The organism is Pseudomonas sp. 01L34 (genome assembly GCF_056400265.1).
The window spans coordinates 1-17490 of record NZ_JBFTSX010000002.1 but is presented as its reverse complement, the minus strand read 5'-3'; the positions used below and the strand labels follow the sequence as shown (position 1 = coordinate 17490).

The 17490-nt window shown below is 60.5% G+C and carries 8 protein-coding genes; 4 read left to right on the top strand and 4 right to left on the bottom strand.

The features are described 5' to 3' along the window. Positions 1-83 precede the first annotated feature (83 nt). On the bottom strand, positions 84-1472 hold the full coding sequence (locus tag AC1DQM_RS04505) for an FAD-binding oxidoreductase (RefSeq protein ID WP_230139026.1): 1389 nt from the start codon (positions 1470-1472) through the stop codon (positions 84-86). Positions 1473-1504: 32 nt separating this feature from the next. Further along, entirely contained in the window at positions 1505-2218 is a 714-nt protein-coding gene (locus tag AC1DQM_RS04500) for a class I SAM-dependent methyltransferase (RefSeq protein ID WP_230139027.1), read from the bottom strand. 209 nt (positions 2219-2427) lie between these two features. Between AC1DQM_RS04500 and AC1DQM_RS04495 the strand changes: the two genes are divergently transcribed. The 4 genes from AC1DQM_RS04495 (at position 2428) to AC1DQM_RS04480 (ending at position 8219) form a co-directional block, all read left to right on the top strand. After that, a complete protein-coding gene (locus AC1DQM_RS04495; protein ID WP_230139028.1) occupies positions 2428-4206 on the top strand; it encodes a type I secretion system permease/ATPase in 1779 nt (592 codons plus the stop codon). After that, positions 4184-5497 (top strand): HlyD family type I secretion periplasmic adaptor subunit, encoded by a 1314-nt coding sequence (locus AC1DQM_RS04490; protein WP_018927963.1) that lies wholly within the window; start codon positions 4184-4186, stop codon positions 5495-5497. Before AC1DQM_RS04495 ends, AC1DQM_RS04490 begins: the two co-directional genes overlap by 23 nt. A 2-nt stretch (positions 5498-5499) precedes the next feature. Then, positions 5500-6879, top strand: a complete 1380-nt coding sequence (locus tag AC1DQM_RS04485; RefSeq protein ID WP_018927964.1) for a TolC family outer membrane protein — start codon at positions 5500-5502, stop codon at positions 6877-6879. 623 nt (positions 6880-7502) lie between these two features. Continuing rightward, entirely contained in the window at positions 7503-8219 is a 717-nt protein-coding gene (locus tag AC1DQM_RS04480; protein ID WP_230139029.1) for a response regulator transcription factor, read from the top strand. A 119-nt stretch (positions 8220-8338) separates the two neighbouring features. Here AC1DQM_RS04480 and AC1DQM_RS04475 read toward each other — a convergent pair whose 3' ends face one another. Both AC1DQM_RS04475 and AC1DQM_RS04470 read right to left on the bottom strand, forming a co-directional pair. Next, a complete protein-coding gene (locus AC1DQM_RS04475; protein ID WP_230139030.1) occupies positions 8339-14404 on the bottom strand; it encodes a DUF5801 repeats-in-toxin domain-containing protein in 6066 nt (2021 codons plus the stop codon). A gap of 284 nt (positions 14405-14688) precedes the next feature. Then, on the bottom strand, positions 14689-17490 hold a 2802-nt coding region (locus AC1DQM_RS04470), incomplete at its 5' end, for a DUF5801 repeats-in-toxin domain-containing protein (RefSeq protein ID WP_477745885.1).

Below are 17490 nucleotides of genomic sequence, written 5' to 3'. Positions count from 1 at the left end.
GGGCACTGCTGATTCGTACAGCGGAGCGTCGGCCTGGCCCGAACACTGGCATGTGGACGTACTAGCAAGCCTCGGGCCTCGCGCTACCCCATGTAGTACTTGTCCCAGAGCTTGTTGCGGAATCGCTTGCCCGGATCGTATTGCGCCTTGAGTGCGAACAGGCGTCGCGCGTTGGGGTAGGCGCGTGTGAACTGTTCTCGAGTTGCATGCAGCTGGTAGGGCAGATAATAAGTCCCCCCAAGCGACAACGCGGCGTCGATAAGTTCGCGTGTCCACGCGCCGACTTCCTCACGGTCAGCCACGCTGACGTGCTGCCAGTAATAGAGTACGAATGAAAACACTTCTTCGCGTGCCCAAGACAGACACGAGTCGGGGGCGCCCGGCGAGTGCCGGATAGAGACGTTGACCGCTTCAACCTGGTGCGCCTGCAGGATGGTGGTCAATTGCTGTACGAACGCGTAGAACCGGGCGACCGGTACAAAATACTCCTGCAACGCGTAGGTGCTGTTTCGGGTTGCGATAGGCCCGAGCGAGGCGACGTCCGCACTGGCCTCATAGTTGCGCCGTACAACCGGGTGGCTGAGATAGCGCAGTGGATCGATCACATCCTTGCGAATCAACGGGCCGCCGGGAAGTTTGGCCACACTCCACATGGCGATCTGGTCGAATTTGTACGATTGCCCCGGTGCGATCAGCCTGTCTGCGACTGTCAGCTCTTTGTCCGTGGTGCGCCAGGTGACGCAAGTAGCCTGGTCAAAGTAGGGGGGAGCCAAATCGGCGTTGTGCAGGATTGCCTGTTCGTTCCCGCGGATCTGTTCGTTGAAAAATGTCGGGTAATCGGCAACTGACAGTCGGTGTACCTGACGTTCCATCGTGACATTGGACGCAAGGTCCAATTCGACCTCAGTGATGACCCCCAGCGCGCCATAGCCACCGATGGCTGCGTGGAACAAGTCGGCATTTGCGCTGCGGGATGCTTCTACTACCGAACCGTCGGCGAGCACCAACTGGAGGGCACGCACCGAGTTGATCACCGGGCCGGCGCCGACATAACGCCCATGCGCATTGACCGACAGCGCCCCGCCGACGGTAAAGTTGGCATAACTCTGCATGATTTTTACCGATAGATCGTGTGGGTCGATAACCGACTGCAGGTCACGCCACCGCAATCCCGCTTGCACGCGTATGACCCTGCTCTCGGGCGAGTAATGGATCACGTGATTGAACTGACGCATGTCGATGTGCAGGCTGTCCTCGGTGGCAATCTGTCCGCCCATGCTATAGCGGCCACCACCAATGCAGACCGGGCCAGACCCTGCGGCGAGCGCCTGCCGAATATCATCTGTCGTATGCGGGGTGAGGAGACGGTTAACCCAAATCGGGTTGAGAAGCGTGACGTCGTTAACCAGGACGCCTGAAGACGCAGCCCATAACCGCCAAGGCGACAGTGCATTGACTGCTATGCAGGTCATGCCAGCCTCGAGTAGTTTGCGCCGTGTGAACTTCACTGTGCCCCACGCCTCGCCTGAGGCTGCTCTATTCCCGAGACATCCCATCGCTCAGCCACCAACAACAACGATTGCGGCACCGGGCTTTGCGGGTGCTGCGGCTCCTGCAGGGTGGCCAGCCGAAAACCGGCCATGTCCAGGGCGTTGAGCCAACTGGACAAGGTGCGCGAGTACCACGGCATGGGTTGCCACTGCCCCTTGAACCCGGCGAAGGTCTCTTCCCGCCAACCGTCCTGATAGTCGCCCGCCGCCGCGGTCCACGGATGCAGCGTCTGGATCACCAGCGCGCCACCGGGGGCGAGCAGGGCGTTCATGGCGGCGAGCAGGGGGATGATGTCCTGGTGCAACAGGGCGAAGTTGGCGCAGATCAGGTCGTAGTCGCTGCCGATGTCCACCTTGGCCTCTACCAACTCTTCATAGCTCGCCAAATGCACCCGCGAAGAGCCCGCCGCCCGTGCTGCTTCGACCAGTGTCGCATCGCCATCCACACCGACCGCCTCGATGGCCCGTTCAGCCAGCGCACGCAACAGCCAGCCCTCGCCGCAGCCCAGGTCGAGCACGCGCTCGGGTTGGCGGCCCAGTATCGCCAGCAGGATTGCCTGGTCGGTGACCTTGAGTCGGCTTTCGATGGTGCCGGTGCGGATAGCCTCGATCCAGGGCTTGGCGTTGTGGTGCCAGCTCTGGAGGAGGGTAGATTCGGGGCTGGGCATTTCGATGTCCGCAGTGATGGGTTGGAGGGAAGGATAGGACAAGTACTGGCGGAACGGATCTTGTCGGTGACGCTTTACTTGCATCCAGTCGAAAAGACCGCCAGCCCGGGGTAAAACCCGTTGCCCGGGGCGATCTGGCCAACGGCTGCGCACAGTCGTTCGGCATGATCTAAGCTCCTCAAGGTATGGCTTTTCGAGCAGGGGTTTCCATGCGAAACACACCTGAAAACAGTCTGAAAATAGCGTTGAAAGCCTGTAGAGACAGCTTTGTTTCTGTTGGCTTTTTCAGCTTTTTCATCAACGCGCTGATGCTCGTTCCTACCTTCTATATGCTTCAGGTGTATGGACGAGTGGTCACCAGCGGAAGTCTGACGACCCTGGCGATGCTGACGCTGATCATGACCGGGTTGGTGGTAACACTCGGTTCTCTGGAATGGGTGCGTTCACGCATCATGGTTCGGGTCAGTACCCGGCTGGATGTGTTGCTGAGTCGCCAGGTCTATAAGGCCAGTTTCAAACGGGCGCTGGAAAGTGGCGGCATGGATGCCTCGGCCCAGTCACTCAACGACTTGACGGGCTTGAGACAGTTTCTCTCCGGTAATGGATTGTTCGCCTTTTTTGATGCGCCCTGGTTGCCTATCTATGTCGCTGTGATGTTCATGTTCCATCCCTGGTATGGCTGGGTAGCGGTGGGCAGTGCGTTGTTGTTGTTATTTCTCGCGTTTCTCAATGAGAGGTTGACGGGGCCGGCACTTGCCCAGGCTAACAAGGAACATATCAGCGCGACGCTCCATACCACGAAAAATCTGCGCAACGCTGAAGTCATCGAGTCCATGGGCATGCTTGAAACCCTGATGGACCGTTGGGGGCGTCGCCAAAGGCATGTCCTGATGCTGCAGTCCGGGGCGAGCGATAGAGGTGGCATCATCAGCACGCTTTCCAGGTCCTTCCGGATCCTGGTGCAATCGCTGATCCTGGGGCTGGGGGCGTACCTGACCGTGGATCACCAGGTGGGGCCAGGCATGGTGTTTGCCGGGTCCGTGCTGCTAGGGCGCGCCTTGGCCCCCATCGATCTGATTATCGGCAGCTGGAAGGGCTTTATTGCGGCCCGTTCGCAGTACCGCCGTCTCAACGACATCCTCGACAAACAACAGGCTCAGCCCGAGCGTATGTCATTGCCTGCGCCTCAGGGTCATGTGCAGGTGGAGAATCTGATCGTCGCGGCACCTGGCTCGAAAACCCCGATCATCAAAAACATAAGTTTCAGCGTACCTGCCGGCTGCATTGTCGGAATCATCGGTCCAAGTGCCGCGGGCAAGTCCACCCTGGCCAGGGCACTGATGGGGGTATGGGCGCCGCAGCATGGGGTGGTCCGGCTCGATGGCGCGGACATCAGCGCGTGGGACAAACATGAACTCGGGCCGTACATAGGTTACTTGCCCCAGGACATTGAGTTATTCGAAGGCAGCGTCAGCGAGAACATTGCCCGCTTCGCCGAGGTCGACTCCGAGAAAGTCGTTCTGGCGGCCAAGTCTGCCGGCGTTCACGAAATGATTCTGCTGTTGCCCGATGGCTATGACACCGTCATTGGCAGCGATGGCGTCATGCTGTCGGGAGGGCAGCGCCAACGCATAGGCCTGGCCCGTGCCCTGTATGGCAACCCGCGGCTGATTATCCTTGACGAGCCCAATTCCAATCTCGACGAAGTCGGTGATCGTGCCCTGGCGGTGGCCATCCAGCAGCTCAAGCTGACAGGCGCAACCGTTTTTGTGATTACCCACCGAACCAACATTGTGTCCCAACTTGACCGGCTGATGGTGATGAGTGATGGCGCCATCAGTCTCTATGGACCACGCGAACAAGTGCTGGCCGAACTCGCGCAGCGGGCACAAAAGCACGCCTCGCAAGCAGGCGCAAGCGTGGCTTCGGTGGCTACTCGCAAGGGTGATGCCGATGAACAGTACGATGCTCAGTCGTCAAACAGATAACTTCGCCGACCTGGCGGTATCTGATCGAAAGATCCGTCGCCTGGGTTTTGGCATTTTATTGATGACCTTCGGGGTGTTCGGCACCTGGGCGGCGGTCGCACCGATCGATGGCGCGGCTTACGCGCCTGGTGTGGTCACCGTGCAGGCTTATCGGAAAACGGTACAACACCTCGAAGGTGGCATCGTCAAAGAGGTGTTGGCCCATGACGGTGACATCGTCAAGCAGGATGACCCGCTGATTATTCTCGATGATGCCCAGCTGCGATCCGAATACGAGATGACCCGAAGCCAGCTCATTGCCGCCAGAGCCATGGAGGCAAGACTCAAGGCTGAGCGGGACAATCTGCCAGTCATTGGCTTTGACGTCATGACCGATGCCGACAGTCTGCGAGGTGCCGAGGCGCGCCAGGGCGAGACCCAGGTATTCAACGCACGACGGGGCTCACGGTTGGGCCAGATATCGGTGCTGCAAGAGCGCATTGGTCAGTTGAATCAACAGATCAAGGGGCTGGAGGCGATGATCGGGGTCAAGAGCCAACTGAATAAATCCTACAGCGGTGAAATCGTTGAATTGACAGACATGTTGTCACAAGGGTTCGTCGACAAACAACGCCTGCTTGAGCAGCAGCGCAAGCTTGAAATGGTCAAGTCCGAATTGGCCGACCATCGTTCGACCATCACCAGGACGCGCCTGCAGATCAATGAAACACAGCTGCAGATTCTACAAGTCGATAAAGACTTCAATGCCGATGTCGCCAAACAATTGGCCGATGTCCAGACCAAAATCTACGACCTGCAAGAGAAGGCTTCCGCCCTGGAAGACCGGCTCAGCCATATCATCATCCGCGCACCCGAATCGGGCATGGTGATAGGCATGACTGTGCATACGATTGGCGGCGTCGTGCGCTCGGCGACGCCTTTGCTGGACATCGTTCCCTCGGTTTCTGAACTGGTCATAGAGGCCCAGGTGGCGCCGGTCGATATCGATCGCATCGCCATCGGCAAGCGTGCCGATATCCGTTTCGGCGCGTTCAACAGTGCGACCACGCCGGTGATCCAGGGCGAGGTCATCAGTGTCTCGGCGGACCGGCTGGTCAACGAAAAGACCGGGACTCCCTATTACCTGGCGCGGGTCCGGGTCACCGAAGCCGGCGTGCGCGCCTTGGGTGATCGCAAATTACTGCCGGGGATGCCTGCGGACGTGTTGATCATCACGGGGCAACGCACGCTGTTGCAATACCTTCTGCAGCCGGCCCGCAATGTCATCTCTCAAGCGTTGATCGAGGAGTGATCATGCGAGCGTCGACAGTTCTGCTGGGCGGGGCGTTCATGTTTGCCGCGGGTGCCGTTCTGGCGCAAACCACTGAAGCAAAGCCGACCGGGGTCAGTGCCTCGACGTACTCCACTGACCTCATGCAGTTGTATCGCGAGGCCCGGCTGGAAGATCCGCGAGTGTTGGCCTCGTATGCGCGAGCGAAGGCGGGCGAGGAACATCAACGCGAGGCCCTGGGCTCGCTGTTACCACAGGTATCGCTCAACGCCGGGCAGAACCGGATTCATCAGGAGAGCGACCTGGTGCAGCGCAGTTACGATAGCGAAATCTACAGCCTGGTGCTGCGTCAATACCTTTACAACAAGGCCGCGTGGGAGAACTACCAAAGATTCAAAAGCCTGGCCAAGCAAACCGAATCAGAAGCGCAGGAGGCCCAGGCCGAGGCCACAGTGGATTTAGCCCAGCGTTACTTCGCCGCATTGGCGGCCGAGGATGAACTGGAGTTGGTAAAGGCGGAGCGTCAAACCACGCAAAAGAGCCTGGACAGGGTCAATGCGTTGTACGAAAAGCAGCTGGCAATGATTACCGATCAACTCGACCTCAAGGCCCGGGTCGATTTGCTGGCGGCGCAGGAGCTGGATGCCCAGAACCAGGCCAGTATCACCCGCGAGGCATTGGCGGAAATCGTCGGTCGGCCGGTCAAGGAGAAGCTCAACCGGATTCGCGATGACGTACAACTACAGGTGTCGACGCAGAGTCTTGAAACGTGGGTCCGCGAGGGTATAGCGCAAAACCCGGCGCTCAAGGCCAACGAAAGTGGTGTCGAGGCCGCAGGCGCTGCGTTGCGCGGCGGCAAGGGCGGGCACTATCCGACCGTGAGCCTGTCTCTGAGCGCGCAACAGACCAACGAGGGCTACAACAACTCCCTGGCGCCGCGTACCGACAGTTATGTCGCCGGTATTGGCGTGCAAGTGCCGATATACAGCGGTGGTTCAACCTCGGCGCGGGTGCGGGGGCTCTACCAGGATCAGATTGTGGCGGAGCAGCAACTGGAAGCAGTCCAGCGCCAGGTGGTCAAGGAGATCACCACTGCTTACCTGACCGCCAACTCGAGTGCAGAGAAGATCAGTGCGAGCCGGCATGCCCTGGCCTCGGCACAGCTGTCCAGAGTGGCGGCAGAAAAAGGACTCAGTTACGGAATGGTCAATGCCGTCGATGTACTGACCAGCGTACGCAACGAATTCCGGGCTCGTCGTGATCTGCTCAAGACGCAATACGACTTCGTCACCAATGTCTTCACGCTCAATCGCTGGGCGGGCAAGCCGCCTGTCGAGAGTGTCGAAAACGTCAATGCCTGGTTGAGCCCCCGCAGCTCCAGCCAAAAACTCACATCCCCCTGAACCTGCCAGCAATACCGCCGTTGTAGACCCTCCAGCCAGGCTGTTTTTTCAGTGCCTGCCCGCGGGCCTGGGGCCGGCTTGTGGGTGGCTCGATGCGGTGGGTTTTGCCGACAAATTGACGCTGGTTTTATTGTCATACTTTGCTGCACGCCACTCGTCGGTTAATTGACGATTTTGATCGGGGCAGACTTCAGCCGCAGGTCGCCGGTGGCGAGCCTAAGACCTTGATTTTTTAGGGGGGATGGCACCGCTGGGAACATCAGCCGGGCTATCCGCATGAGGCTGAGTCGACGACTGGCGGATGGCTGGGCCGGCAGCGCGCCGGGCTGGCCTAGACTCAGTTGAGCGGTTCGCGGGAGCACATCATCAAGCGCAAACTATTGATGATTATTCCTATTTTTGTTGTTTCGATGGCTTTTGCCCGGCTTCTGGGAACGTCCGCAATCCCTGCCGGTGCAACGGGTGGAAGTGTCCCTCAGGGCTAATACCCGGGCGGGCACTGTCAAGGCCTGACGGCGCTCGTATATGTCCATCAATCGTGAGGGACAGGTGAATGAGCTGCTGATCCAGGAAGGCCAGCGGGTGGAGGCCATCGTTCATTTTTCAAGGGAGTCAGGACGGTAATGACGACCCAAATAAAACCAATAAGCGTGATGCTGATCGACTGTCGTCCTCTTGTTCTTATGGGCCTTCAAGACTTGATCAACGCCCGCAAACCTCAGATGGAGGTGAGCGGCCAGGCCACCACCTATACCAAAGCGCTGGATCTTGCCGATCAGTTGCGTCCCGATGTCATTTTTTTCAGTTTCTTTCCGGATGCCCTGAACCCATTGGCGGTCGTCGCGGGGCTCGCCCGTAGCGCCGAAATGAAAGTACTGGTGCTCAAGAGCCTGTACGAAACTGTCCCTGTTGCCCAGGCGATAGAGGCGGGCGCACGCGGCGTCGTGCTGGCGGAAGACCCGACAGAATCGATCATCCGAGCCATCATCCAGGTCCACCATCGCGACATCGGGCTGGATAGAGCCTGGGTCGGTGGGCTTTCCGACTATGCCGCGACCGGGCATATACCTTTGAAATGCAATTCGGAGCAGGCGAAACAGGCGCGGCTGACGCTGCGTGAAAAGGAACTGATTCGCGCCATCGTGGGGGATCCGTCTGCCAAATACATGTGCATCGCCGGGCGCCTGGGTATCAGCGAGCACACCGTGCACAATCACCTCAGTAACATTTATCAAAAGCTTAATCTCGTTAACCGTATCGACTTGCTGATATATGCACAGAAGCACGGGCTCACTAGCAACGAAGAACCGCCCGAATCCACTTGGGTGGAGCTGCATTGAATTTCTTTGGGGTGCCCAGGCCGTTACTGTGTCGCCGTCCGTGAATCCCATATCAGACCTGTAAGGCATGCGAGGGTGGTTTCTCCACCACCCTCGCATTCTTTTACGCGCGCGCTGCCTCAGGCGCTGCCATGGACAATGTCGGTATTCAGAACATCAACTCCGACCAAGGTGATGGTCGTGATTTGTCCGCCCGTTTCGGCAATCGTCACGATGCTGTTGGCGCCGCTGTTGTCGATCGACTGGACAACGGCGCCCTGGTCGCCGTTGAGCACCAGCGTGTCTCGCAGCCCTGCGCTCGCATCGAAGCCGGTGACTTGGTACTTGTTTTGGGTGAATGACAAATCGACGTTGAAGGCATCCCGCACACCGGCCGTGCCAGCCAGCGTGAAGTCGAAGGTGGTGCCCAAGTCGTTGGCGAACAGGTTGGCGTTGAAACCACTCGTCGCCGAGTCCCCATCCTTGTCCGTCAGCGTCGCGTTGAACGCCAGCTTGATATCACTGGCCATGTTCTCGGTCTGCTGAATGAACTGGATCACCGGGATCTTGACATCGCCTCGGCCCATCGTGAGCTGAACCGCGTCAATCAGCAGCGAGCCTTCCTTTTGAACGAGGAAGGACACTTGTCCGCCGGCTTCTGGCGTCAGAGTGTTCACCTCGGTGAGGGCCGAAAACGTGCCATTCTCGTAGTAGATCCGGTAGTACAGGTCCTCGGTCGCCGTGTTGTACCCCCCCACGGAGTTGTCGATGAAAATCTTCATCCCCGTCAGCAGGCTTTCCGGATTGATCACGAAACTTTCATCGGCGGCGCTGATGGCCGCCAGGCTGTCTCCCTGGAGAATGTTATTGCCGACGCCGATGCCGGACGTGCTGACGTTCATGGCCGCCGGATCGATGTACGACGGCAGCGGGGTGGTCTGTAGCTGGGCTTCGGTGGGGTCGGGTTTACCGACCCCGATACCGGGAAGGATGTCCGAAGGCGACGCCGTTGCCTTGGCGGAAAAGAACACAATCTCCTCGGAGGGTGAAGGAATAGTCGGCGGATTCTGCGCCGGGATCAGCAACGTGCGCACCGGATCCGGGCCGCCGGCACTGAGCGAGCCGTCGGCACTGCTGAGCACGATCGTCGAACTGAAACCTTGCACCAGGTCCAGTGTGTAGCTGCCATTGGTGTAGGCGGTCAGCGTGTAGTCGACGCTGGTATTTGCCGTGGAGGCGTTGTTGTCGAAATCGCCGGTCAACGTGCCTGCGAAGTGGTAGGCGCCATTGGCATCCGGTGAGGGTGACTGCTCGGTGAGCGTGCCGGTGCCGGTGGTAGTCGTGTTGTCTGGCCGGACGAGGGTGAATTGGTTATTCACCAACGAAATATCCAGCCCGGTCGCCCCCAGTCCGTCGGCTCCGTTCGAGTGATCCCAGTACCCTGTTTGTGGAAGGATACTACCGGTCCCGATCAGGTTGCCGAAGGCAAGTGTAGGGCCGTCATCCTTGAACACCAGGTTCTGCCCTATGTTCAGGGTCGCCTGGGCGCTGTCGCCGTCTCCATCGGTCTTGGTCGCTATCAGCGTCACCAGGTTGTCCGCCGACAGCGTCGTCGAATCATCGGGATTGCTGGCGTTGGGATGCACCACCGCGCGGAGTTGGTCGAGGGTGACCTCACCATTGGCGGCGACGCTGGCCGTGAACACCAGCAAGTTGCTGGTGGCCGTGCGGCCTTCGACCACGCCGCCGTTGAGCGACAGGTTCACCGCCTGGCCGCTGGCCGTGTCGGTCAGCCCGGAGGCCCCCACCACCACGCCCAGKGCATAGGTCARCGTGCCCGCACCGTCGGCGCCAAACGCCGAACTGAAGTTAGACGCAAAACTCTTGGTATCGTTGGTCGCCAGCACCGTCTCGTCGACCGTCAGTGTCGGCTCCGTGCCGGTGGTGCTGATGCTCGGTCCGTCGTCCTTGAACACCAGGTTTTGTCCGATGTTCAGGCTCGCCTGGGCGCTGTCGCCGTCCTTATCGGTCTTGGTCGCCGTCAGGGTTACCAGGTTGTCCGCGGTCAGGGTCTTCGAATCATCGGGATTGGTCGTGACGGGATGCACCACGGCCCGGAGTTGGTCGAGGGTGACGTCGCCGTTGGCGGCCACGCTGACCGTGAATACCAGATCGTTGCTAATCGCCGTGTGGCCTTCGACCACGCCACCGTTGAGCGACAAGTTGACCGCCTGGCCCGTGGCCGTGTCCACCAGCCCGGAGCCGCCCGCGACCACGCCCAGCGTATAGGTCAGGGTACCGGCACCGTCAGCGCCAAACGCCGAGGTGAAGTTAGCCGCGAAGCTCTTGGTATCGTTGGTCGCCAGTACCGTTTCGTCGACTGTCAGCGTTGGCTCGGTGCCGGTGGTGCTGATGCTGGGGGCGTCATCCTTGAACACCAGGTTCTGGCCGATATTGAGCGTTGCCTGGGCGTTGTCGCCGTCCCCATCGGTCTTGGTCGCCGTCAGCGTCACCAGGCTGTCCGAGGTCAGCGTCTTCGAATCATCCGGATTGGTCGCGTCGGGATGCACCACGGCGCGGATCTGGTCGAGGGTGACGTCGCCATTGGCGGCGACGCTGACCGTGAACACCAGCAGGTTGCTGGTGGCCGTGCGACCTTCGACCACGGTGCCGTTGAGCGACAGGTTGACTGCCTCACCGGTGGCCGTGTCGGTCAGCCCTGAGCCACCCGCGACCACGCCCAGGGCATAGGTCAGCGTGCCCGCACCGTCRGCGCCAAACGCCGAGCTGAAGTTGGCGGCAAAGCTCTTGGTATCGTTGGTCGCCAGTACCGTTTCGTCGACTGTCAGCGTTGGCTCGGTGCCGGTGGTGCTGATGCTTGGCCCGTCATCCTTGAACACCAGGTTCTGCCCGATGTTGAGGGTGGCCTGGGCGCTGTCGCCGTCCTTGTCGGTTTTGGTTGCCGTCAGGGTTACCAGGTTGTCCGCCGTCAGGGTCTTCGAGTCATCGGGATTGGTCGTGTTGGGATGCACCACGGCCCGGAGTTGGTCGAGGGTGACATCACCATTGGCGGCGACGCTGACCGTGAACACCAGGTCGTTGCTAATCGCCGTGTGGCCTTCCACCACGCCGCCGTTGAGCGACAGGTTGACGGCCTGGCCCGTGGCCGTATCCGTCAGCCCGGAGCCGCCCGCGACCACGCCCAGCGCATAGGTCAGGGTGCCCGCACCATCGGCGCCAAACGCCGAGGTGAAGTTGGCGGCAAAGCTCTTGGTATCGTTGGTCGCCAACACCGTTTCGTCGACCGTCAGCGTCGGTTCCGTACCGGTGGTGCTGATACTTGGCCCGTCGTCCTTGAACACCAGGTTCTGCCCGATGTTCAGGGTAGCCTGGGCGCTGTCGCCGTCCTTGTCGGTCTTGGTCGCCGTCAGGGTTACCAGGCTGTCCGACGTCAGCGTTTTCGAATCATCGGGATTGGTCGTGTTGGGATGCACCACGGCGCGGAGTTGGTCGAGGGTGACGTCACCATTGGCGGCGACGCTGACCGTGAACACCAGGTCGTTGCTCGCGGCCGTACGGCCTTCCACCACGCCGCCGTTAAGCGACAAATTCACCACTTGGCCGGTGGCGGTGTCGGTCAGCCCGGAGCCTCCCGCCACCACGCCCAGGGCATAGGTCAGCGTACCCGCACCGTCAGCGCCAAACGCCGAGGTGAAGTTGGCGGCAAAGCTCTTGGTATCGTTGATCGCCAGCACCGTCTCATCGACCGTCAGTATCGGCTCGGTGCCGGTGGTGCTGATGCTCGGCCCGTCGTCCTTGAACACCAGGTTCTGGCCGATGTTGAGGGTGGCCTGGGCGCTGTCGCCGTCCTTGTCGGTTTTGGTTGCCGTCAGGGTCACCAGATTGTCCGCGGTCAGCGTTTTCGAATCATCGGGATTGGTCGTGTCGGGATGCACCACGGCCCGGATCTGGTCGAGGGTGACGTCACCGTTGGCGGCGACGCTGACCGTGAATACCAGCAGGTTGGTGGTGGCCGTGTGGCCTTCCACCACGCCGCCATTGAGCGACAGGTTCACCGCCTCGCCCGTGGCTGTGTCCACCAGCCCTGAGGCTCCCACCACCACGCCCAGCGCATAGGTCAGGGTGCCGGCCCCGTCAGCGCCATACGCCGAGGTGAAGTTCGCGGCAAAGTTCTGGGTGTCGTTGGTCGCCAGCACCGTTTCGTCGACCGTCAGGGTCGGTTCCGTGCCGGTGGTGCTGATGCTCGGTCCGTCGTCCTTGAACACCAGGTTCTGGCCGATGTTGAGGGTGGCATGGACACTGTCGCCGTCCCCATCGGTCTTGGTTGCCGTCAACGTCACCAGGCTGTCCGAGGTCAGGGTCTTCGAATCATCGGAATTGGTCGCGTCGGGATGCACCACGGCGCGGATCTGGTCGAGGGTGACGTCGCCATTGGCGGCGACGCTGACGGTGAACACCAGCAGGTTGCTGGTGGCGGTGCGGCCTTCGACCACGGTGCCGTTGAGCGACAGGTTGACTGCCTCACCGGTGGCCGTGTCGGTCAGCCCGGAGCCACCCGCGACCACGCCCAGGGCATAGGTCAGCGTGCCCGCACCGTCAGCGCCAAACGCCGACGTGAAGTTGGCGGCAAAGCTCTTGGTATCGTTGGTCGCCAGTACCGTTTCATCGACTGTCAGCGTCGATTCGGTGCCGGTGGTGCTGATGCTCGGCCCATCATCCTCGAAGATCATCTTGGAGCCGATTTCGGCGGTTGAGGTGCTGGACTGCAGCACCTTGAAGCCGCCAATGTCGAAGTCAGCGTGCGTCTTGTCGCCGCTCTTGTCGGTCAGCAACCCGGCGTTCTCGATCATCACGCGGTTGTGGTCGGTCGCCGTGCTGTAGGTGATCTGCGAATCGGTCGGAACGCCGGTGATCAGCACCGTGCCGTCGGCGTTGTAGGTGATGACGGCGGTGCTGACGGTGGCGCCCGCGAACGTCTTGACGGTGACACTGCCGTTGATGATCGCGACCTTTTCGGTGCTGTCGTTGGCGTAGCTGTTGACGAAGTTGACGCCGCTCTGCGACCCGCTGACGTTGTCGGCGTTCTTGACGGCGGTGAGCAAGAGCTTCGCAGTCGTGCCGCCCGTCTCCTGCACGATCTTGAAGGTCGCGGAACGGGCGCCGAAGTACTGGGTGAAGTCGATGTTCTGTTCGACACCCGCTTCGCCCGGGCTCAGGTTGGGGATTGTGAAGTCTGCCTTGGCACCGCTGACGAAGCTGAAGCGCAGGCCTTCCTGTTCGGTGATCGCCTGGTTGTTGGTGCCCAGGGTTGTGCTGCCGCCGCCCTGGCTGCTGTTGACCGTATCGGCGCTGGTGATGGCAGCACTGCTTGCCGACTGATCCAGCGGATCCCTGCCGGTGACGACGATCGAGACGCCGGGAATCCGACCGTTCGCATCGGCCGTCGCGCCCATGGTTGTGAACATCAGGAACAACTGCTGGCCCGACGGCGCATTGGCCAGACTGAATTCCGCGTCCTGACCGGCGCCGATGAACACCTTGTTCAGCAGATTGACTGCATCGTCGGGGTTCGTCGCATCTGGATGCTTGAGCGGTTGGTACTCCACGGTCCAGATCTTGCCGCCCGACAGCGGCGACCCGGTTTCTTCGATATAGGCCGCGAACACGATCGCGCCGCTTGCGCTTCCGGCTCGGCCCACCAGGATGTTGTCGTTGCTCGTATCCGTATAGAGAAGGATGCTGGTGCCATTGAGGGTATCCAGTCCGCTGTCCACGCCATTGAGCAGTGCGCCAGTGCTGTCGACGAAGCTGATATTGGTAATGGTTGCTCCGGGGTCAGCGCTGACGCTGAACGCATTGCTGCCGGTATTGCCTGCGGCACCGGTATAGCCACTCAAGGCCGCACCCGTTGCGGTACCTGCCCCCAGTGCGGTCAAACGGGTAGAGAAAGTCGAGGGTAGGGAGGCCAGCAGAATGTCGTTGTCATCAGCGTCTCCCGCGGGGCTTGGCGTGGCAGTGCCGTTCTGCAACCCGGCCGTTTCGTCCAGCGTGACGCTCGCGCCGCTGGCCACGACGCTCATGGCATTGGTGGTAACCGATGTTGTCACTACTGAGTCGAGGGTCGGAATGTACAGGAGGGCAGGATCGCTCGTTAGCGATGAATTTTGCTCGCCAATAGCAGCCATGATTTTCTCCAGAGCAATTGCGGTCATCGAGGCCTGACCGTTGACCTTTGGTCGCAACTATGGAGAAGCGCCGGGGATTGCGCATCAGCCGAAACTCCCACGCGGGCTGGGAGTTTCAGACTAGTCGTCCTCGTCGCAGGCCTGGCCGCAGGGGGCCAGTGTTCAAGGCTTGTGGTGCTAGAGCGCTCACAACGAATGCGATCCGTGCGGATCTGATATTGGCACTGCAAAAAAATGCGAGGGTGGTTTCCACCACCCTCGCATCCTTTCACGCATGCGCCGCCTCAGGCGCTGCCATGGACTATGTCGGTATTCAGCAGATCGACCCCGACCAAGGTGATGGTCGTGATTTGTCCGCCCGTTTCGGCAACTGTCACGACGCTGTTGGCGCCGCTGTTGTCGATCGACTGCACCACGGCGTTCTGGTCGCCGTTGAGTACCAGCGTGTCTCTCAGCCCTGCGTTCGCATCGAAGCCGGTGATCTGGTACTTGTTTTGGGGAAGTGACAAGTCGATGTTGAAGGCATCCCGCGCACCGCTTGTGCCCACCAGCGTGAAGTCAAAGGTGGTGCCCAAGTCGTTGGCGAACAGGTTGGCGTCGAACGTACTCGTCGCCGAGTCCCCATCCTTGTCCGTCAGCGTCGCGTTGAACGCCAGCTTGACATCGCTGGCCAGGCTCTCGGTCTCATGAGTGAACTCGATCGTCGGGATCTTGATCTCGCCTCGGCCCATCGTGAGCTGAACCGCGTCGATCAACTTCGTGCCCTGCTGCTGAATGAGGAAGGACACCTGTCCACCGGCCTCCGGTGTCACGGTGTTCACCTCGATCAGGTTCGAGAACGTGCCATCCTCGTAGAAGGCCCTGTAGTACAGGTCCTCGGTCGCCGTGTCGTAACCCCCCACGGAGTTGTCGATGAAGACCTTCATGCTCGTCAGCAGGCTTTCCGGGTTGATCACGAAGCTTTCATCGGCATTGCTGATGGCCGCCAGGTTGTCTCCCTGGAACAGGTTATTGGCGATGCCGATGCCGGACGTGCTGACGTTCATGGCCGCAGGGTCGATGTACGACGGCAGGGGGGTGGTCTGTAGCTGGGCTTCGGTGGGGTCGGGGGCTCCAAGCCCGATACCGGTCAGGATGTCCGCAGTCGAGGCCGTTGCTTTCGCGGAAAAGAACACAATCTCCTCAGATGGCGAAGGAATAGTCGGCGGATTCTGCGGCGGGATCAGCAATGTGCGCACCGGATCCGGGCCGCCGGCACTGAGCGAACCGTCGGCGCTGCTGAGCACGATCTCGGAACTGAAACCTTGCACCAGGTCCAGTGCATAGGTGCCATTGGCAAAGGCGGTCAGCGTGTAGTCAACGCTGGTATTCGCGGTGGCGGCGTTGTTGTCGAAATCACCGGTCAACGTCCCTGCGAAGTGGAACGCGCCATTGACATCCGGCGAGGGCGATTGCTCGGTGAGCGTGCCGGTCCCGGTGGTGGTCGTGTTGTCTGGCCTGACGAGGGTGAATTGGTTATTCACCAACGAAATATCCAGACCTGTTGCCCCCAGTCCGTCGGCTCCGGTTGAATGATCCCAGTATCCCTGTTGTGGGAGGATGCTACCGGTCCCGATCAGGTTGCCAAACGCGAGTGATGGACCGTCGTCCTTGAACACCAGGTTCTGGCCGATGTTCAGCGAGGCATGGGCACTGTCGCCATCTTTGTCAGTGATGGTGGCGGTCAGGGTCACCAGATTGTCCGAGGTCAGCGTCTTCGAATCATCCGGATTGGTTGGGTCTGGATGCACTATGGCCCGTTGCTGGTCTAGAGTGACGTCACCGTTGGCGGCGACACTGACGGTGAACACCAGCAGGTTGGTGATGGCCGTGCGGCCTTCGACCACGCTGCCGTTGAGCGACAGGTTGACCGCCTCACCGGTGGCCGTATCGGTCAGTCCGGAGCCGCCCGCTACCACGCCCAGCGCATAGGTCAGCGTACCGGCACCGTCGGCGCCAAACGCCGAGGCGAAGTTCGCCGCGAAGTTCTGGGTGTCGTTGGTTGCCAGTACCGTTTCGTCCACCGTCAGCGTCGGTTCCGTGCCGGTGGTGCTGATGCTTGGCCCATCGTCCTTGAACACCAGGTTTTGGCCGATGTTCAGCGTGGCATGGGCACTGTCGCCATCTTTGTCGGTGATGGTGGCGGTCAGGGTCACCAGATTGTCCGAGGTCAGCGTCTTCGAATCATTCGGATTGGTTGGGTCTGGATGCACTATGGCCCGTTGCTGGTCGAGAGTGACGTCACCGTTGGCGGCGACACTGACGGTGAACACCAGCAGGTTGGTGATGGCGGTGCGGCCTTCGACCACGGTGCCGTTGAGCGACAGGTTGACGGCTTCACCGGTGGCCGTATCGGTCAGTCCGGAGCCGCCCGCGACCACGCCCAGTGCATAGGTCAGCGTGCCGGCCCCATCGGCGCCAAATGCCGAGCTGAAGTTGGCGGTAAAGCTCTGGGTGTCGTTGGTGGCCAGCACCGTTTCATCGACCGTCAGGACTGGCTCCGTGCCGGTGGTGCTGATGCTCGGTCCGTCATCCTTGAACACCAGGTTYTGYCCRATATTSAGSGTGGCATGGGCGCTGTCGCCGTCCTTGTCGGTGATGGTGGCGGTCAGGGTTACCAGATTGTCCGAGGTCAACGTCTTCGAATCATCCGGATTGGTTGGGTCGGGATGTACCACGGCGCGGATCTGATCGAGGGTAACGTCACCATTGGCGGCGACGCTGACGGTGAATACCAGATCGTTGCTAATCGCCGTGCGGCCTTCCACGACTGTACCGTTAAGCGACAAATTCACCGCTTGGCCGGTAGCGGTATCGGTCAGCCCGGAACCGCCCGCGACCACGCCCAGTGCATAGGTCAACGTACCCGCACCGTCAGCGCCAAACGCCGAGCTGAAGTTGGCGGTAAAGCTCTGGGTGTCGTTGGTGGCCAGCACCGTTTCATCGACCGTCAGGACTGGCTCCGTGCCGGTGGTGCTGATGCTCGGTCCGTCATCCTTGAACACCAGGTTCTGTCCAATATTCAGCGTGGCATGGGCGCTGTCGCC